Source organism: Curtobacterium sp. AC273, assembly GCF_979253735.1.
Genome location: NZ_CEEDDU010000001.1, coordinates 398,974 through 420,520, shown reverse-complemented (window position 1 = coordinate 420,520; position 21,547 = coordinate 398,974). Strand labels below are relative to the sequence as shown.

Genomic DNA, 21,547 nt, shown 5'->3' with positions numbered 1-21,547 from the left:
AGCCCGGTGTCCGCGGCGTCACGGGCCTCGTCCCACCGGCCGAGCGCGCGGCTCAGGCCGACTTCGCGATCTCCTCGAGTGCCACCGCCCGGGTGAAGGCCACGCCGGCGTCGTCCTTGGGGCGCCCGGTCCAGGTCGTCGAGCACCGCGCGGAAGGCGTCGATCGCCTTCCTCGTGGCGCCCGAGCAGGCGGAGCGCCGCAACCGGCCATCGACCAGCACCGCACGAGCGCGGCAAGTCGTCCCCGGCGCGCTCGTTCCCGTTGATTGCGGACTTGATGCGGGGCAGGGCGAGCACCACGCCGGAGGGCGAGGTACGCCCAGGCGACGTGGTACTCGGCGTTGGCGACGACCAGGTCGTCGTCGACGGTCTCCGCCGCGGCGAGCCCTGCGGTCGCCAGTTCGAGGGCTCCGTCCCGGTCACCCACCTCCATGAGCGCGGCCCAGGTTTGCAGCCCGAGGAGGTGGACCGGCCGCCCGGTCGCCGACACACGAGCGGCGTCGACCGCCCGCCCGAAGAGCGCGTACCAGTGCCCCCACGCCGGCCAGAGGTTGGAGAACCACTCGCAGCTCGCCGGCCACCCGGACGAGCGCCGCAGGGTCGGGACCGGCGGCGAAGCGCGCGGAACGCGGGCCACCAGGTGGTCGACCTCCCCCACGATCCAGCGCCTCGCCACCTCCGGCGTCGTGATGCCGGAGCGGGACCGGCGTCGGGGCGAAGCAGCGTGCCGCGTCGGACAGCCCGCCGAGCACCGGGCGGCGTGGAGACGAGCCCGCCGCCCCGCCCGCGCGTCTCCCCCGTCCTCCGCGTCGAGCTGCCCGTGGCGGCCGAACGCCCGGAGCAGGTCGCGCACGCGGTACCGGTTCCTCGCCGCGGCTCGACGAGACCGAGGTCGACGAGGTCCTCGAGCGCGTCCTCTGCCGTCGCTGTGTCGAGCCCGAGGGCAGCCCCCGCCGGTCCATGCGTCGAAGGTCGACCCGCGACGACGGACAGAGACCGGAACACGCGGGCCGTCCGTTCCGGGAGCCGCCGGTAGGAGACGACGAAGGCGGCCTCGACAGAGCGGTCACCGTGGTGGAGGACCCCGAGCCGCGCGTCCTCCTCGGCCATCGCCCGGAGGAACCGGTCGAGGTCCGCCTCGAGCTGGCCTAGCCCGACTGCCGGCGACCGCAGTGCGAGCGGGACGCCGGCGCACCGGTCGGCCAGGGCGGACAGCGACGGGTTGCCTGCGGCGTCGGGGACGATGCGCGCTCGAGCAGGGACACGCCGTCCCGGTGTGCGAAGGGCCCAGACCGTCACCCGGAGCCCCGCGTCCAGGCCAGCGAGCAAACCGTCGCGGGAAGCAGTGACGAGCACCGGGGCAGACGGGGCCGCTCGCCTGCACCACCGGTCGCACCCGCGCCTCGTCCGCCGCGTCGTCGAGGAGCACTGGCATGACCGCGCTCGTCGCGGAGCGCCCGCCACCGTCGCGCGGCGGCCGCGTCGAAGTCGGCTTCGAGTGTGTCCTCCTGCCCGCCGTCGCGATCGAGATGAGACGGCGCAGCACGTCGAGCGGGGACAAAGCGGTGACGTCAACCGCCCCTCCGAGGTCCACGTGCAGCCAGGTGCCGCCACGCACCGCGGAGCGCCTCCGCCGCCAGCGTGCTCTTGCCGACGCCGGGGCCGCCCGACACGACGACCACCGCCTGGTGGTCGTTGTTCAGTCGGTCGAGGATCTGGCCGGAGTTCGGACTTCGGCCGGGTAGAAGTCGTCGACGGGGTCAGGCGCGGCCGTCGTCTTCGTCCGCCGCTGCCGGCCGATGCCGAGCAACGCGTCCTGGTCGGCGCGACCGACGTCGAGCGCCGACGCGATCGCCTCGAGCGCGGCACGCTGCGGGCGACGTGCGACGCCCCGCTCACATGTCCCCGATCGTGCGCACGCCCACCCCGGCCCGGTCAGCGAGGTCAGCGAGGGTCAGGCCTACCTTCTGCGCGCCTACGGCGGAGGACAGCTCCGTCGGTCGGTGGCGGTCACGGACTCTCGATTCCTGCCTGCGTTCTGCATGGTGCGGACGCCGGCCGACCGGTGGGCTGTTGATCGTCATCTTGCAGCACCCGACAACGGGGCCGCACCGCCGACGAGAGGGAGCGCCGCCATGCCGATCACCGCGACACCGCTGGGCGAGTACCTCCGGGGCGCGCCGTGCCCTCGTGCAGCCGACGGACGTCGGGATCGTCTTCGATGACACCGCGCCGCGTCGCCGGCCTCCGTCGCGACGAGGCGGCGCGGCGCGCCGGGATCAGCCAGGAGCACTACCTGCGCCTCGAACAGGGGCGCGCGACCGCCAACCGTCGGACCAGGAGCGGCCTCGCGCTCGGTCGTGCACTGCGGTCGACGGCGCGGCCGTCGACCACATGCGCCGCCTGGTGCGCATCCAGACGGGCGAGCTCATGCCGGACGCCCCCGCGTCGCCCGGCTCGGCGACGACGGCGCTGGCCGGCCTACTCGACCAGTGGACCGGCACCCCCGCGTACGTCATGGACGGTAATCAGAACGTCCTCGTCGTGAACCCGCTCGCTCGGGCGATGACGGGCGGCGCCCTTCGCCCGGGCGTGAACCTGCCGTTCGCCGTTCTCCGCGGCCGCCCGGGCCGCGATGGAGGACTGGCCGGAGGCGGCCGAACGCACCGCGGCGACGCTGCGGTACGGGAGTGATCCGCCGGACCGCCGTCCGCAGGAGATCGTCGGCACGCTGTCGATCCGTGACGAGGAGTTCCGGAGACCGTGGGCGCGACACGACGCGCGCCCCTACCTGAACGGCTCCATCGAGCAGGAGGTGCACGGGCACGGCCCCGTCACCCTCCGGTGTCAGACGCTCGAGGTCCTCCGGCGCCCGACGACACGTGCTCACGGCCTTCCACGCTCCCGCCGGCTCGCACGCGGCCGAGGTGCTCGCCGCGCTGCGGGAGGAACTGACAGCGCAGCGGAGGGTGGCCGTGTGACGCCGTCCCCCGTCGGGAAGGGGTCAACCGGCGGGACCGGTGAGGTCTTCGCGCAGTGCGGCGAGCTCGCGCTGCAACGCGTCCAACCGCGCAGGACGCACCCGCGCCGGCAACGCCTCCAGAGCGCGTTCCACGTCACGGAGTGCGTCGTCCCGGCGTCCCAGTGACGTCAGGACGGCGGCGCGGGTGCGCAGCAGCAGTCCGAGCGACGTCCCGGTGTCGAGCGGGACGGCGGCGAGACCGGCGTCGAGGACGTCGAGTGCGTCGTCCGCCTCGCCTGCGGCGAGGAGCGACGTGGCCAGCTCGGCGCGCGCGAGGGCCTGCGCGTACCGGACGCGCTCGTCCACCGGGTCGAGGCCCGCGACGATGCCCGCGACGGTCGTCCGGAGCTCCGCGACCGACTCGGCGTGCCGCCCCTGCGCACGGAGGACGACCCCGAGCAAGCCGCGGGCCTGGTGCAGGAAGACCGGGTCGGGATCGGCCTCGAAGCCCACGACCGCGGCGCGCACGTGCGCCTCGGCGGCCTCGGTCTTACCGAGCTCCAGCGCCGCCCACGCGACGTGGTAGTGGCCCCACGACACGAGGTGCCCGACGCCCGATCGTTCAGCCGCGCCGAGGGCCTCCGCCGCGTGCCGTGCCGCGAGGCGGTGGTCCGCCCGCTCGATGTGCGCCGCCCAGGCGAGGTGACCGCCGATGGCGGACGCAGCGGCGTCGTCCCCGGTCGCGCTCGCGGCGTCCTGCGCGAGCAGGTCGAGTTCGTACCACCTGCCCCAGTCCGGCCAGAGGTTCGCGACCCACTCGCAGCACGCTCGTCAGGGTCAGCACGGTCTCGTGGCGTCCGTCTGCCGCCGCGCGCTGGAACGCCGGCCACCAGTGGTCGACCTCGGCCACGACCCAGTCCCGTGCCGCCTGCTGGTCCGCGTCCGGCCGGGACACCGGGGCCCTGCCGGGGACGACGAACGCCGACCCCGCAGCGAGCAACCGGTCGAGCAGCCACCGGTCCAGGGCGTGCGCGGACCGCTGCCTCGGCGGTCGAGTCCTCGCGGAGCCGGTCGGAGGCGAACAACCGGATGAGGTCGTGCACCCGGTAGCGGTCGGCACCCCGCTGTTCGACGAGCCCGAGGTCCACGAGCTGTTCGAGGCGTTCCTCGGTGTCGCGCGGGTCGTCGGCGAGTGCCGCCGCGACGACCTGTGCGTCGAAGGTGACCCCGTCGAGGGCTGCGGTCGTGCGGAACACCGCCGCCGTCGGCGGGTCGAGGTCGTCGTGGGAGACCGCGATCGCCGCCGCGACGGACACGTCCCCCGCGACGAGCAGCGCCAGACGACGGTCGGCCGAGCGCAGCCGGACGACGAGGTCGGCGGCGCTGGTCGCCGGTCGGCTCGCGATCCGGTTCGCCGCGACCCGGAGCGCGAGCGGGAAGCCGTCGCACAGGGCGAGGAGTTCCGCGACCGAGCCGTCGTCGCGCTGCCCCGGCGGGATCACGTGTTCGAGGAGCAGTCGCGCGTCCTCCGGGGCGAGCACGTCGAGGACGACCCGTTCGGCGTCGAGTCCGGCGAGCGACCGGCGCGAGGTGGCGACGACCGTCGCCCGGCCCTCGACGAGGACGGGCCGCACCTGGTCCTCACCGGAGACGTTGTCGAGGTGGACGAGGACCTGCTCGCCCGCGGCGACCTCGGCCCACCGGGCACGGGCGGCCGCGAGCGTCCCCGGCGGGTCCCCGGGGTCGCTGCCGGAGCACCCGCTGCAAGACCTCCAGCGACGTCGACGCGGACGGCCGTGCCCCGCGAGGTCGACGAAGACCCGCCCCCCCTGCCCGGCGGCACGCGCGAACGCCTCGGTGACGAACGCGGTCTTGCCGATCCCGGGTGGGCCGGACACGACGACGACGCGGACGGGGTCGGGCGCACCGGGCGCCTGGGGCCGGTCGAGGAGCCTGACGAGTCGGTGCAGCTCGGCACCGCGGCCGGTGAAGTCCGCGACCCGTGCCGGGCGGAAGTCGGTGCGGCCGCCGTCGGGTCCGGTGGACACCAGCGGAGCGCGGAGCCAGCGTCGTGCCGCGTCGTCGAGTCCCAGCCCGGCCACCAGGGCCTCGACGGTGCGCGGCTGCGGGTGCAGGCTCCTTGCCGCGCTCGATGTCGCTGATCCCGCGGACGCTCACACCGGACCGCTCAGCGAGTGCGCCTCGAGCGTCATCCCGGCCGCCAGTCGCAGCGTGCGGAGCCGCGTTGCGAGTTCCGAACCGCCCACGACGTTCCTCCCGGTCACCGCCAGCTTAGTGGGCGCGCCGGCTCAGTCGAGGGTGGTGCGGTGCGGGCCCTCGTCCTCGCCGCCCGGGGGCAGCAGGTCGGGGAACTCCGAGGGTGCGTGCCCCGCCGGGCGTGCACAGCGCGACGGCCGACGCCTCCAGTGTCGATCGGTTCCCGTGGTCCGGCCACCGCGCGGCCATCTCGGCCACGAACGCGGACGGCTCCGTGCTCGTGGCGAGCACCGCCTCGACGTCCTCGAGGTAGCGCCGGAGGTCGTCGACCTGCGGTCCCGCCGCGTCGGACACCGCGTCCGGGTGCCGGTGCCCCGCGACGACCCAGGCGGGACGCAGTGCCTCCACGAGGTCGAGCGACCGCCACCACCGACGCCGCGACGCACCGTCGGTGCCGATGAGCCACGGGTGCACGCGGTTGTACACCAGGTCACCGCCGACCAGCGCGTCGAGGTGCCGGACGGAGACCAGGCTCGTGGGGCGCCCTCCGACCTCGCCGACGTCGAACAGCTGGAGCGTGTGCCCCTCCAGGTCGATCGCTCCGGCGGGGGCCGGGGTCGGGACCGTCACCGTCGTCGGCAGACGCCTCGGGAAGAGCGTCTCCCACCGGGAGCGCAGCACGGGTTCGGTGTGCGCTCGCGCCTGCTCCGCCACGTCGGCGACCGCTGTGGCCACGGCGTCAGGGAACGCCCGGAGCACCTGCCCGAGTCCGAAGAAGTGGTCCGCCTGCCCCTGCGTCACCACGACCGCACGGAGCCGCTTCCCGGTGCCGCGGATCCACGCGACGAGATCGTCGGCCTCGTCCACCGTCATGAGGGCGTCGACGAGGACGGCGTCGCGCGCACCGGCGATGAGCGTCGCGGTCGTCGGCGACCAGGTCGCGTTCCCGGTCCCGTCGAGGCCGGTCCGCGCGATCGGCCGGTAGCCGCCCAGCCAGACGTCCATCGCGAGCGGCGGCAGGACGTGTCCACCGGCGGCGCGCAGGCGCTCCGCGAGCCAGTCGCGAACCCGCTCCTGGTCGTCCTCGGTCCGCTGCGCGAGTCCCTCGGTGCTCCACGTGACGAGGCTCCCGCCCCGTCCTGCGACACCCGGACGACGGCGTCGAGGTCGTCGAGCGCCGAGCCCTCGGGGACCCGGGCACGGTAGGCGACGATCCCTTCCGCGCCGTCGCCCGACCGTTCCTCGATGACGCCCAGGTCCGCCGACGACCGGCGGACCCAGCGGCTCTCGCCGGGCACGAGGACCTCGACCGACCCACCGGCGCCGACGTGTGCGTCGGCGAAGTCCGCGAACCGGGGCCACACCTCGGTCGGCGTCGACGCGAAGCGGGCCGCGACCGTGACGTGCGCGCGTCGTACCGGTGCTCCCTGCCGGCTCCTCCCTCCGTCAACTCGCCAGACGGTACGGGTCCGGCGAGCCGCGAGGGTGTCCCTGCTCGGGACAGTCGGCACGCTCGGGTGCTGCGGATGCGTCAGGATCGAGACGGGCACCCACGCCGGTGCCGACGACGACGAGGAGATGACCGGTCGTGAGCACCGCTTCGCCGCTGGGCGACTACCTCCGCGCACGTCGCGCGGTGACCCCGCCCCGAGGACGTCGACGTGCGGTCCCTGACGCGGCGCCGGGTCCCCGGCCTCCGTCGCGACGAGGTCGCTCGGCTCGCCGGGATCAGCCAGGAGTACTACCTCCGCCTCGAGCAGGGACGGGACCGCACGCCGTCCGACCAGGTCCTGCACGCGCTCGCGCGCGCGTTCCGCCTCGACGACGCCGCGGCGCAGCACATGGCGCGGATGAGCACGGCGCAGCCCTCCGACATCGCGGCGGCCGAAGCCGGGGTGTCCACCGAGGCGATCGCGGCGATCCTCGAGTCGTGGGCGAACACGCCCGCCTACATCATCAACTCGCGGCACGAGGTGGTGCTGTCGAACGCCCTCGCCCGGTGGGTCGTGCCCCTCGGACTCGAGGGGTCGGGATGAGCATTCCGGAGGTGGTCTTCACCCGGCCCGAGGTCCGGGCGCTGCCGACCTGGCCGGCGCTCGCCGACCGCACCGCCCGCCGGATGCGCTTCTACGGCGACCCGTACGACGAGCGTCTCCACGCGACGGCTGCCCGGCTCGCCGCGCTGGATCCGGTGTTCCGTGAACTGTGGGAGCGTCACGAGGTGGACCCCTACTACGACGGCGACGTCCGGCCGTTCGTCGACGGGTACGGCCAGGTCCCGCTGCGCCACCAGACGTTCGTCGTGCCGAACACCCCCGGCTACCTGCTCTGCGCCTACCACGCGGTCCCGGGGTCGACGAGCGCCGAGGCACTCGAGCACCTGTCGCGACGCATCGCCGGCGAGGCCGCGAGGGTCTGAGCGGCCGCACGTCGGACGGGAGGCGCGTGGCGGTGCCGCCACGCGCCTCCCGTCCATTCCTCATCCCTTCCCGAGGAGCCGCTCCAGCCAGCCGGTCCGTGCGGCCGTGGCCGCTCGGGAGACCGCAGCCGCCGGGACGATCTGGTCGAACCCGTGGAAGCCGCCCGACCAGACGTGCAGCTCGGCCGATCCGCCGGCGGCCCAGATGGCCGACGCGAAGGCGACGTCCTCATCGCGGAGGAGTTCCGCGGATCCGACGTCGATGAACGCGGGGTGGGAGGTGCGACAGGTCGGTCGCCAGCGACGGGGACGCGTAGATCGACGCTCCTCCCGTGCCACGGCGGGCGCCCAGGTAGGCGTCCCACGCGGTCTCGGTGCTGGTCCGGTCCCAGGTGCCGGCGGAATCGTCCTGGTGGCTGGATACGGTGTCGTTGCGCTCGTCCAGGAGGGGGTACATGAGGACCTGCCCGAGCACGTCCGGGCCCTTCCTGTCCCGCGCCAGCAGCGCCAGGCCGGCGGTCAGACCGGCACCCGCGCTCTCGCCGGCGATGACGATCCGAGCGGGGTCGACCCGGAGTTCCGCCGCGTGGTCGGCGGTCCAGACGAGACCGGCGTACACGTCCTCGATCGGAGCCGGATCCGGGTGCTCCGGCGGCCGACGGTACTCGACCGACACGACGACCGCGTCGAACCGTTCGACCCAGTCGAGGTACACCCCGGCTCCGACGAAGCGGTCACCGCCGATCAGGCCACCGCCGTGGGTGTGGAAGATCCCGGGCCCGGGACGGGGGTGGTCCGTACGTTCGAAGACCGAGACCGTCAGGTCGGGTGCGCCGACGGGTCGGGGATCGTCCGTACGGTGTGGAGGATCGGCCGACCGGCGATCGTCTCCTCGATCGGCGGTGAGGTGGTCAGCGCCCGGAACGTGTCGACGTCGTCGAGCGTGACGTTCTTCGGGACGAGTCCGTCGAGCACGGGCAGGACGGCTTCGAGCTCGGGATCGAACGGTGGTCTGGGCTGCGATGTCATGTCCGTGCCGCCGTCAAATGATCCGCTCGAGCGGAGCGGTGCCCGCCGGGACGTTGAGCGTCTGCCAGAGCGGGCTGGGCGAGCCGAGCGCGAAGGCCTGGAACTCCTCCCAGTAGTCCTCGATCCCGAGGAGGCGCTTCATGCGTGGGATGGCGAGCGCGTCCGGGCCGGCGTAGTAGTGCACCTTGTCCAGCGCGTCCGTCGGTCGCCGCCGTGTACACGACGGCGCCGACGACGGACGGCTCGGAGCCGGACTCCGGAACGTGATCGAAGAACGCCTGGATCTGAGCGGTGTACGCGTCCACCTCGATGTCGGGCCCGTCGATCTTGCTGAAGATGCGGGTCGCGTGCTGTCCCGGCAGCACCGCCTTCACCTGCACACCGAAGGGATGCATCTCGATGTTGAGGGCCTCGCTGATCGTCAGCACGGCGGCCTTCGACGCGGAGCACACCGAGGTGTAGGGGTACCCCGCCCTCCGCACCGATTGACGCGATGTTGACGACGACGCCGGACTGCTGCGTCCGGAACACGGGCAGGAACGCCTGCGTCAGGGCCAGGAGCCCGAACACGTTCGTCTGAAACTGGCGGTGGATCTGCTCCATGCTCGACGCTTCGAGCGGGCCCATCTGGAAGTACCCGGCGTTGTTCACGAGGACGTCCACACCTCCGAACGCCGCCACGGCGTCGGCAGCGAACGTCGGTGCCGCCGCCTCGTCGTCGACGTCCAGCAGGAGCGTCCGCACGTTCTCGAGCTCGGCGTACAGGCCGAGCTGCTCGGGGTCGCGAACGGTGGCGACCACGTTCCACCCCTCCCGCGCGAACTTCGACGGTGGCCTTGCCGAGGCCGGACGACGTGCCGGTGACGACTGCTGTCTTGGTCATGCTACTGCTCCTAAGTAAGTGTTCACTTGCAATGCATGAGGACCCTACGGGGATGGAGCCGGAAACGCAAGCAACCACTTACTCGATAGGATTGCCGCGTGGTGCGCAGCAGCGAGCAGACGAGGCAGCAGATCCTCGACGCCGCGATCGAGGAGTTCTCGACGCACGGCATCGCCGGAGCGCGGGTGGACCGCATCGCCAAGGCCGCCGGAGCGAACATCTCCTCGCTCTTCCGCTACTACGGCAGCAAGGCGCAGCTGTTCGAGAGCCGCCTTCGATGCGCTCGCGCTCGGCTCGATCGACGTCGTCCCCTTCGACGCCGACGACCTCCCCGGCTACACCGGGCGGCTCATGGACCACTACCGCGCGCATCCGGAGATCGTGCGGCTGTCCGCCTGGTACCAGCTCGAGCGGCCCGCGGAGGGCGTCCCGGCGCAGGTCGTCGTGTCCGAGCGGAGCAAGCTGGAGCAGATCGAACGCGCCCAGGCGGCCGGCACGATCACCCGGGAGCTGAGCGCCGTCGACCTGCTGAACGTCGTCCTCCACGTCAGCCTCGCCGCCACCGGAAGCACGCCGATCCTCGCCGCGACGCCGATCGATCACGCCACAGCGCGACAGGCCGCGATGACGGCGGTGAAACGGCTCATCGAGCCGTCCGACCGCTGAGCCTGAGCGGCCGGGCCGTCAGCCCAGCGACGACAGGAGCGCGAGCTCGTCGGCGTCGGTGCTCCTCGGCTCGGCGTCGCACATCACGACGACCAGGCCCTCGCTGCCGACAACGGCGAGCTTCTCCCGCCGCAGGGTAAGGCCGCCGACGGCGCTGTCGTGCACGACAGCGGTCGGGCTCCCCACCCGGCTCACGTCGTGGCGGGCCCAGAGCTGACGGAAGCGCTCGCTCTTCATCGACAGCTCACCGATGATCGCCTGGAAGCGCGGGTCATCCCCCTCGGCGCCGGTGTCCGCGCGTAGCTGGGCGACGACGCTCGCCGTGTCCTGGTTCCGAGTCCGGGTGCGCGGCCCGCGACCTCGACGGTCAGAACTCATCACCGACTGCTGTCCGACCCCACGGGGAAGAAAGGATCCGAATGGGCGCGTCCGTCCCGCTGACGCGCGAAGACACCGGCAGTGGCTCACCCGGTCGTCGACGAGCTACTCGCCTTCGCCCACCAGTCGACCTCCGACGGCCGCTTCCAGACGGAGTCTGCTGTCTCTGGGAAAGCAGCCCTGGGCCACGTGCACCGTGGCGTCGGTCATCGCGCGTACTCGGTGTCGGTCGCTGCCGCAGCGCTGACAGCGCGGCGGCCGGCGATGAAGATCTCCGTCTGCCGAGCAACCTGTCGGCCGAGGTGCTCGGCCGTCTCGATGTCCGACGGGTGCATGGCATCGGGGGCGAGGTCGTTGTGCGTCTGACCGGCGGCGCCCTGCCAGAACCCGAGGCGGTTCAGATCGTCCTCGGACTTATCCGCGAAGTTCCAGCCCGCGGGAAGCGCGAGATTGATCCAGATCATGTGGTGTTGGGCTGCGAGTGCTTGGAAGAACCCAAGCGTGTTCGACTTGTCGCCGCTCTTGGACCTGGAGTTGGTGAAGCCCGCGGCGAGCTTGTCGGCCCACGCGCTCCGGAAGAACCGTCCTCCTGTGAGTTCAGCGAACTTGTGGAATTCGGCCGACGCTCCACCCATGTAGGTGGGCGATCCGAAGACGATTGCGTCTGCCGCGTCGAGAACCTCCTCAGTCACCGTCGCTCAGCTTGCTGACGTCGATGCGGGTGACGCTGGCGCTGCGATCTGCCGCGCCTCGGCCAACCGCTTCGGCGAGCACTCGCAGTATGCCCGTAACCAGAGTGGTAGGCGACGACTATCGATCCCGAGGTAGCGGACATGGCGTTCCATTTCAGAGAGGAAGCAACGGCGCCCACGAGGCACACGCTGCGTTGATGATTCCGACTACCTCACCGGTAGCACCCGAGCGAGTAACGATCTGCCCAGGCACCCCGAACGTACGACGAGGCACGATTGGCAGCCTGCTCCTGATGGGGACAGGTCAACCCTCCGGACGGTCGTGGAGGTCATCTGCTGTCGACCATCTGCGCACCCTGGGCGACGGACGCACTACCGGCCGATGAAGTCGCGCACTTCGGCAATCGCTACGTCGAGTTCCTCGCCGATCCGATCAAAACGTTCGCTGTGGAACGAGGACACGAGCGCGCGCTCCCAGGCGAGCATCATCACGCTTGCGTGCAGCCGGGCCGCCGTCGCTCGATTGCCCACACGGGCGCGTTCCTCACCGGCGGCGGCAAGCGCATCAACCCACATGTCCTGCTGCTGGAGGTGTCGGCGCCGTAGGGCGGGCTCCGACTGACCCAGACCGATGACCGTCGCCCATCGGTCCGGAGCAGCGCGGACGGAATCGACCGCGACCTGGAACGCCTGCACGGAACGCCTCCAGGTCGCTCTCCCTGCCGGTCGATCGGCCAGGGCATCCGCCACGGCGGAGCTGAGTGACTCGGTTGCCTGCAGCACGGCGTCTTCCTTGGTCGGGAAGTACCGGAAGAAGGTCCGCTCGGACACCCCGACGGCTGCGGCGATGGCACTCACTGTGGTGCCGTCGAAACCAACCTCACGGACGAGGCGAACTGCAGCGTCTGTCAGCTCACCCCTGATCGTCTCGCGCATCCGCTCCCGGACACCTTTGGGTCGGGCTTCTCGCTGTTCCATGCCGCCATCGTACGGTACAGTCACTTCCTGCCCACATGGCAGCCACTGCCACAAAGTCAGTTTGAGCGAAGGAAGAGTGATGAGCGACACGATCACGATCGGCGAGTACACGATCCACAGCACTGCGGGACGGCGACTCCCACCTACCAGCGTCCGCCTACCCCGGAGCGGACTTCTCCGAGCACCCAGGCACTCTCGACGCCTCAGGCACCCATCGGATCCGGATCGGGGCACACCTCGTGCAAGGGCCCGCCGGAACGCTCCTCATCGACGCAGGCGCCGGCGAATTGTCCATGCCGTTCCCGGCCGAGCTGGCGGAGCTGAACGGTCTCACGGACCCGCCGAGCCACATGGCGGAAGCAGGCTCGCTCCCCGCCGCACTGGCTGCGGCAGGCGTGAGCCCCGACGACATCTCGAAGGGTTCTCGTCACGCATCTGCACCTCGACCACGTCGGCTGGATCATGCACGACGGCAAGCCTTTCTTCCCCAACGCGGAGGTGCACTACGGCGCGGCAGACTGGGTCCCGCTCGTGGAGGGTGCGCCGGATGGCGACCCGACCCGACCGCTGATGGAATCTGCTGCCGCCGCGGGAATCCTGCGGACCTTCGCGCCTGGGACGGCGGAAATCCTCCCAGGCATCACGGTTGCCCACGTTCCCGGGCACACGCCGGGTCACGTGACGATCGAGATCGAGTCCCAGGGACAGCGAATCCTCTTCGTCGGTGATCTCATCGAGCTTCCGGCCCAGCTCAACGACCGAAGCATCCACTTCATGACGGATCACGATCAGGACCAGGCAGCTGCCGCTCGCGCCGCGCTGTTCGCGCGCGCCAAGGCTGACGGTATCGTCATCGCTCCGGCGCACCTCACCAACCCGACCTTCGGGATCATCACGGCCGACGACACCTGGGCGGACGCATCCAACTCATGACCGTGTGAGGCCTGGGCGCGTCCTTTCGGCGCACCCAGGCCTCGCCGTTCGCCGAAGTGATCTCAAACGCATGAGTCCTCGACCGTGCAGCCGCGCCCACGGTCGCCGCAGGCAGGAGCGGCGGGTTATCCAGGTCACAGGCGATCCACTCGCCGAGGCGCAGCCCGCCAGCTGTATCCGAGTCGCCCTGGACGTCGATGACGTCATCACCCTGATCACGATGGTCGGCGGAGCAAGCCCCCGAGCCCGACGCCGAGGAACACCGTCACCTTCAGGAAGCGGTCGCCTTCGTTCTCGACGCCATCAGCGTGAAGCAAGACAGTGCGTCGTCGTGCCTTCCGAGCAGATGAAGCGCTGCGCCCGCCGTCGATCAACCTCATGGAGACATGTCGCTCGGGTGCCGGGAAGCGCGATCTGCTCGGCCCCGCCATGCTGCGCCGGCGCAGGTGCGGCTCACCGCTGAAGATGTTCCCCCCGGGGACATGTGCCGAGCCGCCTCTCTTTCGTAGGTTCGACAACAGCGCATGGCGGCAGACGTCACTGCTCCTCAGGGAGGAGCAAGCGTCCGCCGACGCGTCCTGGTCGGGATCGATCCACGGCCCCAGCACCCGCAATCGTCGGAGACACTCATGCACGCCTTCCACGTCCGCTCGGAGCTCTCTCGAGCGGATGTACCACCGATTTTCCGAGCTGCACCCGATGCAGTTCGTCGTCGCGGCTCACTTCAAGGGTGCTGTCGAACCCCGGCGCTGCCGAGGCGCTCTCAGCGCCCTGCAGTCACGTCATCCGGCCTTCGGAGCGCGAGTCGTCGAGACCGAAGCTGGACCCGAGATGCGGTCATCCGAGGACCCCATCCCGTTACGGAGTGCAGCAGCCGGCACTGCGTGGAAAAGGAGGCAGCGAAGGAACTTGCGGACGCCTTCACGCTCGAACCCGACGACCCAACCGTACGAGCCGTTTTTCATCGACGACGGCATCGATGGTGAGCGAGAGCCACGGTGCTGCTCACGATGGTGCACTCGCTTGCAGACGGCCTTTCAGGGCATCACTCTCGATCGACTTGTCGCGCGCTCTCAACGGCGAAGACCTCGGACCCGAAACACCGTCCGAGTCCCGCGAACCAGGCGCTCGCGCGAGTCCCGAACTCGACGAGGTAGTACAGCTTGGCCGCCTGCGGGTCCCCCGCCGCTCGCCCACGACGAGTTGCGCGCGCGCTGCCCACGTTCCGTCCGTTCGACGGCGCTGAGCGAAGATCTTCGCGCATAGCCTCGATCAGGCCTTCACCACCGAGCTGCTTGGCGGCGCGCAACGAGGGCCTACACTCCATGGCGCGCTGATCGCGGCGGCCGGGCGCGGGCATCGAAGGCAGCTCGGGGCACTGACTTCGTGCGGACGATGAGCCCGATCAGCCTTCTCCCGTTCATCGGCACAGAGGACGGGCCCGGCGTGTTCATCGCTGTTGCTCGGACAGGCGGCCGCCCGAATGGGCGGGACACGTTCTGGGAAGAAGCTCGCGAGGGCATCACCGCCCTGGCCCCGCTCGAAGCACGGTCGGCATCGGTCGCTCTGTAGCCGCCATCGGCGCCGCAATGGACCCGCACGTGACGGCCGGAGCGTGCTGAGGCGTTCATGGCGCGCGGAGCACTCGGCCTGGACGTCGTGGTGAAGCAACCTCGGCACCATCGGTTCCCCGCCGGATTGGCGCCGTGACGGTTGACGCTTTCTGGGGGCCCCTCGTCCTGACACTGGTTGACGGCGAGCAGAGTGCTCGGTGCAGCTACCACGAACGGCCGCCTCGCCCTCGTCGCAGTCGGTTATGGCATGACGGAGGAGTTCCTGACCACCGTGATCGCTTCGCTCCGGGACGCAATCGTCGACGCACAGTAAGGAGGCCTGGGAGGGTTGGTCAAGCCAGTGAGGCGAGCAGCCCGAGTTTCTCCGAGTCGGCGGTGCTGAGCTCCGCGTGGTACATCACCACAATGAGCCCGGGAGCTGCCAGTCACTGCGAACTTCTCACGACGCAAGAGCAGATCGCCGACCTGACGATTGTGTATGACACCCGTCGGTGATCCCACCAGGCTGACATCGTGTCGCGCCCACAGCTGACGGAATCGCTCGCTCTTCATGGAGAGTTCCCCGATGAGCGCTTGGAACTGCGGGTCGTCCTCCTCAGCGCCGGTGTCGGCGCGGAGTTGCGCCACCACGCTCGCGGTGTTCTGATTCCAATCAGGATGCGACGCGCGCAGCTCCTCCTCGTTGGTGAAGAGAGAGTCAGCCGGTTGGCCCCTACGATGAGAGCTGGCTCGAGCAGCGTCGCGAGGCGATTCACCACCAAGACGTCCCGGTACTGGTTCATGACGAACGCTGGCACGTTGACCGTGTCGATCAGCATTCGGACCCCATCAGAACGCGTTGCGGCCGGCGGCGCTTCGCCGGTCCGCGGCCCGGCCGTGCTCGCGCCAACTCCGTCCACGTGCGCACGGCTTTGTTCATCGAGCTGGAATGCAGATGCGATTGCCTCGATGACCTGGTCGATGGGTGCTGATCACGGCCCTGCTCGAGCCGAAGGGTAGTACTCACTGCTGATGCCCGCCAGCAGCGCCACCTCTTCACGGCGAAGGCCAGCACACGGCGGCGCTCACCTCGTGCCAAACCGACGTCCTCGGGGCGCAGCAGCTTCGCGCCGGGCACGCAAGAACTCTGCAAGGGGCTTGTAGGGTGTCCACGACCCGAGCGTACGGACATTGGAGCGCCCTGGGCCACTCAACCTGCTCCCTCCGACTACTGGTATGCGCAAGGACTTCCCGCGGTATTGGCGCCGACCGACGATGGTTTCCACGCCGGCCGGATCGGTCGGCGACATCCCGAAGGAAAAGCCATGCCTCAGCGCACCTGGTTCATCACCGGCTCGAACAGCGGTTCCGGACGGCTCATGACCGAGCAGCCTTCTCGAGCGCGGCGACCGCGTTGCCTACCGCCCGCAACACCGAGTCACTCGACGACTTGGTGGAGCAGTACGGCGACCGCATCTGGGTCGCGCAGCTCGACGTCACGAACACCCCGCAGATCCGCGAAGTCGTGGAGCGGGCCTTCAGCGACCTCGGCACCATTGACGTCATCGTCAACAACGCCGGGTACGGCCTGTTCGGGGCCGCCGAGGAACTCACCGACGAGCTGATCGAGCACCAGCTCGGCACCAACCTCGTCGGCCCGATCCAGATCCTCCGCGCCTCGCTGTTGCCGCACCGCACCCGCGCAGGGCAGCGGCCGCATCATCCAGGTCTCCACTTACGGCGGCCAGGCACGAGCCGGGCGCCTCGCTGTACCACGCCAGCAAGTGGGGCGTCGAGGGCTTCATGGAGGGCAACGCGAAGGACCTCGCACCGTTCGGCATCGGCGTCACGATCGTCGAGCCCGGCAGTGCCGCGACCGGCTTCCGGGTCGGCAGCTCCCGTCTGCCCGAGCCGATGTCGGCGTACGACGGCACGCCCGCGGCGATGACCCGCGGCATCCAGAACCCCGCGCTGCCGTCGGTCAGCGACCCGGAGAAGGTCGCCGCGGCGATCATCGGTACCGTCGACCAGAACCCGGCGCCGCTGCGCCTGGTCACCGGGAGCGACTCTCGAAGTACATCGCAGACGCGCTCCGCGATCGGCTCGCCGACATCGAGTCGCAGCACGACAGCGCCGCGCGGACCGACCTGCCGAAGGAAGCGTGAGCATGAGCGACGCGACCAGCCGCGGCACCTTGCAGTCGTCACCGGCGGCACGCAGGGAATCGGCTTCGCCATCGCGCAGACCCTCGCCGACCAGGGGTGGCGCGTCGCGATCCTCGGCCGGACCGTGTCGACGGGCCGGGCTGCCGCGCAGCTCGGCCCGGACCACCGGTTCGTCCGGTGCGACGTCGCCGACGAGGCGCGCATCCCCGAGGCGTTCGCCGAGGTCGAGCGTGAGCTTGGCCCCGTCGAGGTCCTCGTGAACAATGCCGGCGTCGGCCGCGCAGCCGGCCTGGACGACCTGGAGAGCGCCGACTGGGACGCGCTGATGGCCGTCGACCTCAAGGCAGGCCTGGCTCTGCACGAAGGCCGCACTGCCCGGGATGCGCGCGAACGGCGGCGGGGCCGTAGTGAACATCGCCTCGATCCACGCGCACCTCACCCGCCGAGGACTCTTCCCGTACGCCGCCGCGAAGTCGGGCATGCTCGGACTCACCCGCTCCATGGCGCTCGAGCTCGCCGACGACGCGATCCGAGTGAACGCCGTGTGCCCGGGCTACGTCGAGACCCCGCCGATGGTCGCGCAGTACCGCGCCATGGACGACCCGGACGCGGCCTGGGACCACCTGCAGCGCATCCACCCACTGGGCAGGATCGGCACGCCGCAGGAGATCGCGTCCGTCGTCGCGTTCCTGGCATCCCCCGCCGCGTCCTACGTCACCGGAGCGTCGTGGGACGTCGACGGAGGTCTCGGTGCTCGGTTCGCCTCCTGAACGCAGGTCCTACCACGTCGTCCGGTACCGGTGGCCGGTCGGGCACGACATGGCCGTGCGGAGCGCCTACGCGGAGCACCGCGCGGACCTCGACGGTCTCGGCGCCGACGGCGGTCTGCAGTTGATCGAACACCCTGCCGGAGGCCGACGGATTCGTGGACGCCATCGCCGTCTTCCGGTCCGAGCGGGCCGCGAGGGCGTTCAGCGACCACGACCCCCTGTTCGTGCGAGGCATCGCCGAGGCCGGCCCCGTCGAGGGGTGGGATCCGCTTCGCCTACGGCGGGTGACCCCACCCTCCTCCGCTCCGGGCTGATGCCGCGCTCAACCGGAGACGGATCCGGACGGCCGCCCGCCGACAGTTCGCCGAACACGGTGCGGCGATGTCGCTCGACGGGGTCGCGCGGGCGGCGGGGGTCGGCGTCGGCACGCTCTACCGTCGCTTCAGCGGGCGGGACGCCCTCGTGCGCGCGCCCGCGACGAGGCGCTCGACGGTGTGTGCGCGGTCGCGGCCTGCGCGGCACGGATCGACGACCCGCACGATGCGCTCCGGACATTCCTCGTCGGGCTGTTCGAACTGCGGTCGACGGACCGGGCGGTCGATCTCGTCCTCGCGGAGGCGGAGCGGCCGGTCCATGACCGACCTAGCAGCGACCAAACAGCAGGACGGACGTCCTGCGGGACACCACCGCCGGGCTGCTCGCCAGCGCGACCGTGTCAGGTGCCGCACGTCCCGGGTTCGGCGTGCGCGACGCCCCGATGCTCGTCCGGATGGCCGGGGCCGTCGTAGACGTCCCGAGCGCACGGCACCCGGAGCCGGAAGCCCGCTCTCCGAGCGACCGGGTTCCTGCTCGACGGCGCGCTCCGGGGCGGGATGATCCACGGCTCCCTGAAGTCGCCGGACCGTGGTCCGCCCCGGCCGGGACGCGGGCGACCTCAGCGCACCGTAGCGTCCGCCCACCGATCGTCGTCGGTGATGGTGCCGAACGTGAGATCGGTGAGGCGCGCGCCGGCGCGATGACGGTCCCTCCGCCTTCATCCTGGCGAAGGGGGCGGCACGCGCGGCAGCCGTCTGGTGGCGATCGTGGTCGTCATGACGTGCACGGTGCCGTCGCGAAGTTACGCGGGGAGCTCGACGAGATCGCGGACGAAGACGATCCGCTGCCCTGGGACCGAAGCGCGACGGTCCGGTGGCCGGACCGCGCCCGGGCGACGCACGGCGCTTCGTCGGCACTCCGAGCGTCGGCGCGGAGCCAGCGCCCGTCCCAGGACGTCACCGAGCGGAGGGCACCCCTTCCATCACGTCGAAGTTCTGGTCGAACACGTCGTCCGGGTCGAACCGCGCCTTCAGCGTCCGGAGCCGCGCGAGCGTCCGCGGCGGGAACGCTCCGCGACGGCCTCCGGCCGGTGGTCGCTCTCGAAGCCGAGGTACATGCCGTCCATGCGCTCGTGCACGCGCTCCCACGCCCGGTCGAACGCCGCGCCGCCATCCACGGACACGGCTGTGACCGAGAAGTTCTGGTGTCGGTGCGCGTACGCGGTGGCGTCCGGGTCGACGTCGTTGACCGCGCCGCCGACGGACCGGATCTGCACCATCTCCGCGCGGCCGACCGCAAGCAGCCCGGCGATCCGCCCGGTCAGGTCGTCATCGAGGTGGACGGCCAGACCAGTGTGGGTCACCGCGCGCTGCTGCCCGGTGTGCGGGGCCCCGCTCGTCAGCGGGACCGCGGAGTACGGCACGACCACCGACCGCTGGCCCGCGGTGCCGGGCAGCCGGAGGAACCGCTCCAACTCCGGGACCGCCGCGCCGAGGTCGTCCCCCGCGTACACAACGGTCGCCTGCGCGACGGGCGTCGGCCCGGCACCGATGTAGAGGAACGCGGAGACCTCCCGCGCGGCCTCCTCGACGGTCCTCCCCCACGCGAGGAGGAACGCCGCGAGATCGGACGGCTGGTACACGACGGTCGCCTGGACGACGTCGGACGTCTCGGCGGCCTCGAACTCGAAGGACGTGACGATGCCGAAGTTCGCACCGGCGCCGCGCACGGCCCAGAACAGGTCGGGGTCCTCCGTCTCCGACACCCTGCGGACGCGCCCGTCCGCGGTGACGACCTCGGCCGACCGCATTCGGTCGATCGTCAGACCGTGCGCGCGACCCATCAACCCGAGCCCGCCGGTGGTGGCGAGTCCACCGACCCCGACGTCGCCCGAGTCGCCGGAGCTGATTGCCAGCCCGAGCGGCGAGAGCTGGTGCGCTACGGCACCCCACCGCGCCCCGGGTCCGATCCGGACGTTCGTGCCGCCGAGGTGCTCGACGGCCGACATCTGCCGGAGGTCGACGACGTCACCGCCGTCGTTCGTCGCGATGCTGCTGATGCCGTGCCCGCCGCTCCGGACCGAGAAGGGACGGCCGGAGGCGCGGACGATCCCGAGGGCCTCCACGACCTCGCCGGTCGATCGGGGCAGGAGCACCGAGCCGGGCCGACCGCTGCGCGAGTAGACGTGTCGCAGGGCTGCGTACTCCCGCGGTCCGCGGGCCGGACGATCTCCATGGTTCCTCGGTTCAGCGGGAGCCCGGACCGGCGATCGGACCCTCGGCTCGGTCGGTGAAGTACTGCAGAGGCGTGTGCGCGAGCTGACTAGGTGCCGGCGACGAGTCCGGCGACGTGGTCGCCGATCTGGGTGGCGTCGATCCACCGGACGTCGTCGATGCCGGCCTGCTGGCGCGCTCGGGTGCGGACCACGCCGAGCACGAGCTGCACGACGCGCGGTCCCCGGCCGCCCAGCTCGGCGGCGAGGCGAGGGGCAGCGACTTGGTCGCCGCCGCGCTCGAGCGCCACCCCGGCGCTGCCGGGGAACGGGATGTCCGCACTCATCCCGTTGAGCTGAACGAGCACGCCGCTGGGCGCGGTCACCGGGAGGAACGCCCGGAACAACCGGAACACGCTCGTCAGGTTGCCATCCAGCAGACGCCGCCACTCGTCGTCGTCGAGGGCGAGCGCGGGCTTCCGGCCCTGGTCGCCCCACGACGCGACGGACACGACGACCCCGTCAAGGGCGCCGAACCCGCGCGCCAGTGATCGGACGTCGTCGTCGAGCCCCGGGCTCATCGCATCGAGGATGCGGGTGTGCAGCGTCCCGGGGAGTCCCGCGTCCGCCAGCCGCTCCGCGAGCGCCGCAAGTCGTGTTGCGTCGCGGCCGGTCGCGACGACCGTGGCGCCGCTGGCGAGCGCCGATCGCACCACCCCCTCGCCCACGCCCCCGGATCCGCCGACGACCGCGACGGTCCTCCCGGTCAGGTCTGCCGTGCGGGTCGCCCAGGTGTCCGTCGTGTCGCTCATCGTTGCTGCTCCTGTTCTCACGGGCGGTCGTCACCCGGGTCGTTGCCGTCGAGACGGCGGATGTGGTGGTCGAGTGCGCGTAGTGCTGCGTCGAGTCCGTCGAGCTGCGCGTCGTCGAGTGCGTCGCCGAACCAGGCGGCGGCCGCGCGCAGATGGGACCCGACGGCCGCGCGGTGCGCCGCGCTCCCCGTGGGGGTGATCGCGATGGAGGAGCCGCGTGCGTCCCCCTCGGGGTCCGGTCGCCGCTCACGAACCCCCGGCGCTCCAGCCGCCGCAACTGGTGCGCGAGGCGGCTGGAGTCCCAGCCGATCGCGGCGGCACACGCTGTCGGGCGGGCTGAGCCGCCCATGTCGACGAGGTGTGCCAACACCGTGAACCCCGGTTCGGACAGGTCGGCGTCGGATCGGAGGTCCGCACCGACCCGCCGTCGGAGCCGTTCGGTCACCACCCAGTCGCTGCCAGGTGTCGAGTTCTCGGTCGCTAAGTCGTCGCTGCACAGAGTTGGTCAACTGCCTGACGCGTCAGGTATTCCCACGATCCGTGCTCGGACGGGGAGGCGCGGT

The 21,547-nt window shown here is 71.3% G+C and carries 21 protein-coding genes and 9 pseudogenes; 12 read left to right on the top strand and 18 right to left on the bottom strand.

The features are described from left to right. Positions 1–52: 52 nt before the first annotated feature. Positions 53–853, bottom strand: a complete 801-nt coding sequence (locus tag ACZ8AI_RS02580; RefSeq protein ID WP_464856262.1) for a hypothetical protein — start codon at positions 851–853, stop codon at positions 53–55. A 1,220-nt stretch (positions 854–2,073) separates the two neighbouring features. On the opposite strand from ACZ8AI_RS02580, the gene ACZ8AI_RS02575 reads away from it, so the two are divergent. Next, on the top strand, positions 2,074–2,694 hold the full coding sequence (locus ACZ8AI_RS02575) for an MmyB family transcriptional regulator (protein WP_464856260.1): 621 nt from the start codon (positions 2,074–2,076) through the stop codon (positions 2,692–2,694). Continuing rightward, a pseudogene (locus ACZ8AI_RS02570) lies at positions 2,636–2,821 on the top strand (MmyB family transcriptional regulator); the annotation flags it as partial. The gene ACZ8AI_RS02575 and the pseudogene ACZ8AI_RS02570, both read left to right, overlap by 59 nt. A gap of 183 nt (positions 2,822–3,004) precedes the next feature. Here ACZ8AI_RS02570 and ACZ8AI_RS02565 read toward each other — a convergent pair. The 4 genes and pseudogenes from ACZ8AI_RS02565 to ACZ8AI_RS02550 form a co-directional block, all read right to left on the bottom strand. Further along, positions 3,005–3,562: a hypothetical protein gene (locus ACZ8AI_RS02565; protein WP_464856418.1), complete on the bottom strand. Its 558-nt coding sequence runs from the start codon at positions 3,560–3,562 to the stop codon at positions 3,005–3,007. Positions 3,563–3,584: 22 nt separating this feature from the next. Beyond that, the gene (locus tag ACZ8AI_RS02560; RefSeq protein ID WP_464856416.1) at positions 3,585–3,962 is read right to left on the bottom strand and encodes a hypothetical protein; all 378 of its coding nucleotides are present in this window, start codon (positions 3,960–3,962) and stop codon (positions 3,585–3,587) included. Positions 3,963–4,662: 700 nt separating this feature from the next. Then, a pseudogene (locus ACZ8AI_RS02555) lies at positions 4,663–5,010 on the bottom strand (ATP-binding protein); the annotation flags it as partial. A 244-nt stretch (positions 5,011–5,254) separates the two neighbouring features. Next, positions 5,255–6,184 (bottom strand): MBL fold metallo-hydrolase, encoded by a 930-nt coding sequence (locus ACZ8AI_RS02550; protein WP_464856258.1) that lies wholly within the window; start codon positions 6,182–6,184, stop codon positions 5,255–5,257. An 18-nt stretch (positions 6,185–6,202) separates the two neighbouring features. On the opposite strand from ACZ8AI_RS02550, the gene ACZ8AI_RS02545 reads away from it, so the two are divergent. From ACZ8AI_RS02545 to ACZ8AI_RS02535, 3 genes are all read left to right on the top strand, one after another. Then, positions 6,203–6,385 carry a hypothetical protein gene (locus ACZ8AI_RS02545; protein WP_464856256.1) on the top strand — a complete coding sequence of 61 codons (183 nt, stop codon included), beginning with the start codon at positions 6,203–6,205 and terminating at the stop codon, positions 6,383–6,385. Positions 6,386–6,840: 455 nt separating this feature from the next. Beyond that, positions 6,841–7,215, top strand: a complete 375-nt coding sequence (locus ACZ8AI_RS02540; RefSeq protein ID WP_464856254.1) for a helix-turn-helix domain-containing protein — start codon at positions 6,841–6,843, stop codon at positions 7,213–7,215. Next, positions 7,212–7,598 (top strand): MmyB family transcriptional regulator, encoded by a 387-nt coding sequence (locus ACZ8AI_RS02535; protein ID WP_464856252.1) that lies wholly within the window; start codon positions 7,212–7,214, stop codon positions 7,596–7,598. Before ACZ8AI_RS02540 ends, ACZ8AI_RS02535 begins: the two co-directional genes overlap by 4 nt. 60 nt (positions 7,599–7,658) lie before the next feature. Here ACZ8AI_RS02535 and ACZ8AI_RS02530 read toward each other — a convergent pair whose 3' ends face one another. The 6 genes and pseudogenes from ACZ8AI_RS02530 to ACZ8AI_RS02505 form a co-directional block, all read right to left on the bottom strand. Continuing rightward, positions 7,659–7,937, bottom strand: a complete 279-nt coding sequence (locus tag ACZ8AI_RS02530; protein ID WP_464856250.1) for an alpha/beta hydrolase — start codon at positions 7,935–7,937, stop codon at positions 7,659–7,661. Continuing rightward, positions 7,828–8,343 carry an alpha/beta hydrolase fold domain-containing protein gene (locus tag ACZ8AI_RS02525; RefSeq protein WP_464856384.1) on the bottom strand — a complete coding sequence of 172 codons (516 nt, stop codon included), beginning with the start codon at positions 8,341–8,343 and terminating at the stop codon, positions 7,828–7,830. Before ACZ8AI_RS02525 ends, ACZ8AI_RS02530 begins: the two co-directional genes overlap by 110 nt. Before the next feature lie 74 nt (positions 8,344–8,417). Further along, positions 8,418–8,627 carry a hypothetical protein gene (locus ACZ8AI_RS02520; protein ID WP_464856248.1) on the bottom strand — a complete coding sequence of 70 codons (210 nt, stop codon included), beginning with the start codon at positions 8,625–8,627 and terminating at the stop codon, positions 8,418–8,420. 13 nt (positions 8,628–8,640) lie between these two features. Continuing rightward, the gene (locus tag ACZ8AI_RS02515) at positions 8,641–8,769 is read right to left on the bottom strand and encodes a hypothetical protein (RefSeq protein ID WP_464856414.1); all 129 of its coding nucleotides are present in this window, start codon (positions 8,767–8,769) and stop codon (positions 8,641–8,643) included. Between the two features lie 241 nt (positions 8,770–9,010). After that, positions 9,011–9,055 (bottom strand): annotated as a pseudogene (locus tag ACZ8AI_RS02510) (hypothetical protein); the annotation flags it as partial. 46 nt (positions 9,056–9,101) lie between these two features. After that, a pseudogene (locus ACZ8AI_RS02505) lies at positions 9,102–9,440 on the bottom strand (SDR family NAD(P)-dependent oxidoreductase); the annotation flags it as partial. Between the two features lie 168 nt (positions 9,441–9,608). Here ACZ8AI_RS02505 and ACZ8AI_RS02500 point away from each other — a divergent pair. Both ACZ8AI_RS02500 and ACZ8AI_RS02495 read left to right on the top strand, forming a co-directional pair. Then, a pseudogene (locus ACZ8AI_RS02500) lies at positions 9,609–9,764 on the top strand (TetR/AcrR family transcriptional regulator); the annotation flags it as partial. 43 nt (positions 9,765–9,807) lie between these two features. After that, positions 9,808–10,176, top strand: a complete 369-nt coding sequence (locus tag ACZ8AI_RS02495; RefSeq protein WP_464856382.1) for a hypothetical protein — start codon at positions 9,808–9,810, stop codon at positions 10,174–10,176. 18 nt (positions 10,177–10,194) lie between these two features. Here ACZ8AI_RS02495 and ACZ8AI_RS02490 read toward each other — a convergent pair whose 3' ends face one another. From ACZ8AI_RS02490 to ACZ8AI_RS02480, 3 genes are all read right to left on the bottom strand, one after another. Further along, entirely contained in the window at positions 10,195–10,554 is a 360-nt protein-coding gene (locus tag ACZ8AI_RS02490) for an MmyB family transcriptional regulator (protein WP_464856246.1), read from the bottom strand. 206 nt (positions 10,555–10,760) lie between these two features. Beyond that, positions 10,761–11,246 carry a flavodoxin family protein gene (locus ACZ8AI_RS02485; RefSeq protein WP_464856244.1) on the bottom strand — a complete coding sequence of 162 codons (486 nt, stop codon included), beginning with the start codon at positions 11,244–11,246 and terminating at the stop codon, positions 10,761–10,763. A gap of 372 nt (positions 11,247–11,618) precedes the next feature. Continuing rightward, a complete protein-coding gene (locus tag ACZ8AI_RS02480) occupies positions 11,619–12,347 on the bottom strand; it encodes a TetR/AcrR family transcriptional regulator (protein ID WP_464856242.1) in 729 nt (242 codons plus the stop codon). A 306-nt stretch (positions 12,348–12,653) separates the two neighbouring features. On the opposite strand from ACZ8AI_RS02480, the pseudogene ACZ8AI_RS02475 reads away from it, so the two are divergent. Then, positions 12,654–13,157, top strand: a pseudogene (locus ACZ8AI_RS02475) (MBL fold metallo-hydrolase); the annotation flags it as partial. 1,814 nt (positions 13,158–14,971) lie between these two features. Here the strand turns inward: ACZ8AI_RS02475 and ACZ8AI_RS02470 are convergent. Next, positions 14,972–15,418, bottom strand: a pseudogene (locus tag ACZ8AI_RS02470) (MmyB family transcriptional regulator); the annotation flags it as partial. 457 nt (positions 15,419–15,875) lie between these two features. Between ACZ8AI_RS02470 and ACZ8AI_RS02465 the strand changes: the two are divergent. The 4 genes and pseudogenes from ACZ8AI_RS02465 to ACZ8AI_RS02450 all read left to right on the top strand — a co-directional run. After that, positions 15,876–16,334 (top strand): annotated as a pseudogene (locus tag ACZ8AI_RS02465) (SDR family NAD(P)-dependent oxidoreductase); the annotation flags it as partial. A 134-nt stretch (positions 16,335–16,468) separates the two neighbouring features. Further along, positions 16,469–16,585: pseudogene (locus ACZ8AI_RS02460) on the top strand (SDR family NAD(P)-dependent oxidoreductase); the annotation flags it as partial. A 39-nt stretch (positions 16,586–16,624) separates the two neighbouring features. Then, the gene (locus tag ACZ8AI_RS02455) at positions 16,625–17,770 is read left to right on the top strand and encodes an SDR family NAD(P)-dependent oxidoreductase (RefSeq protein WP_464856380.1); all 1,146 of its coding nucleotides are present in this window, start codon (positions 16,625–16,627) and stop codon (positions 17,768–17,770) included. Positions 17,771–17,981: 211 nt separating this feature from the next. Beyond that, positions 17,982–18,521, top strand: coding sequence for a helix-turn-helix domain-containing protein (locus ACZ8AI_RS02450; protein ID WP_464856378.1), 540 nt, complete (start codon positions 17,982–17,984; stop codon positions 18,519–18,521). A gap of 469 nt (positions 18,522–18,990) precedes the next feature. On the opposite strand, the gene ACZ8AI_RS02445 is transcribed toward ACZ8AI_RS02450, so the two are convergent. The 3 genes from ACZ8AI_RS02445 to ACZ8AI_RS02435 form a co-directional block, all read right to left on the bottom strand. Then, positions 18,991–20,115, bottom strand: a complete 1,125-nt coding sequence (locus ACZ8AI_RS02445) for an FAD-binding oxidoreductase (protein ID WP_464856240.1) — start codon at positions 20,113–20,115, stop codon at positions 18,991–18,993. A 167-nt stretch (positions 20,116–20,282) separates the two neighbouring features. Further along, positions 20,283–20,984 carry an SDR family oxidoreductase gene (locus ACZ8AI_RS02440; RefSeq protein ID WP_464856238.1) on the bottom strand — a complete coding sequence of 234 codons (702 nt, stop codon included), beginning with the start codon at positions 20,982–20,984 and terminating at the stop codon, positions 20,283–20,285. Between the two features lie 17 nt (positions 20,985–21,001). Beyond that, positions 21,002–21,307: a hypothetical protein gene (locus ACZ8AI_RS02435; protein ID WP_464856236.1), complete on the bottom strand. Its 306-nt coding sequence runs from the start codon at positions 21,305–21,307 to the stop codon at positions 21,002–21,004. Between the last annotated feature and the right edge of the window lie 240 nt (positions 21,308–21,547).

Excerpts from the sequence above, each read along its gene's own strand:
- ACZ8AI_RS02550 (WP_464856258.1), bottom strand. The coding sequence starts at position 6,184 with ATGGACGTCTGGCTGGGCGGCTACCGGCCGATCGCGCGGACCGGCCTC.
- ACZ8AI_RS02535 (WP_464856252.1), top strand. The coding sequence starts at position 7,212 with ATGAGCATTCCGGAGGTGGTCTTCACCCGGCCCGAGGTCCGGGCGCTG.
- ACZ8AI_RS02520 (WP_464856248.1), bottom strand. The coding sequence starts at position 8,627 with ATGACATCGCAGCCCAGACCACCGTTCGATCCCGAGCTCGAAGCCGTC.
- ACZ8AI_RS02515 (WP_464856414.1), bottom strand. The coding sequence starts at position 8,769 with ATGAAGCGCCTCCTCGGGATCGAGGACTACTGGGAGGAGTTCCAGGCC.
- ACZ8AI_RS02490 (WP_464856246.1), bottom strand. The coding sequence starts at position 10,554 with ATGAGTTCTGACCGTCGAGGTCGCGGGCCGCGCACCCGGACTCGGAAC.
- ACZ8AI_RS02455 (WP_464856380.1), top strand. The coding sequence starts at position 16,625 with ATGTCGGCGTACGACGGCACGCCCGCGGCGATGACCCGCGGCATCCAG.
- ACZ8AI_RS02440 (WP_464856238.1), bottom strand. The coding sequence starts at position 20,984 with ATGAGCGACACGACGGACACCTGGGCGACCCGCACGGCAGACCTGACC.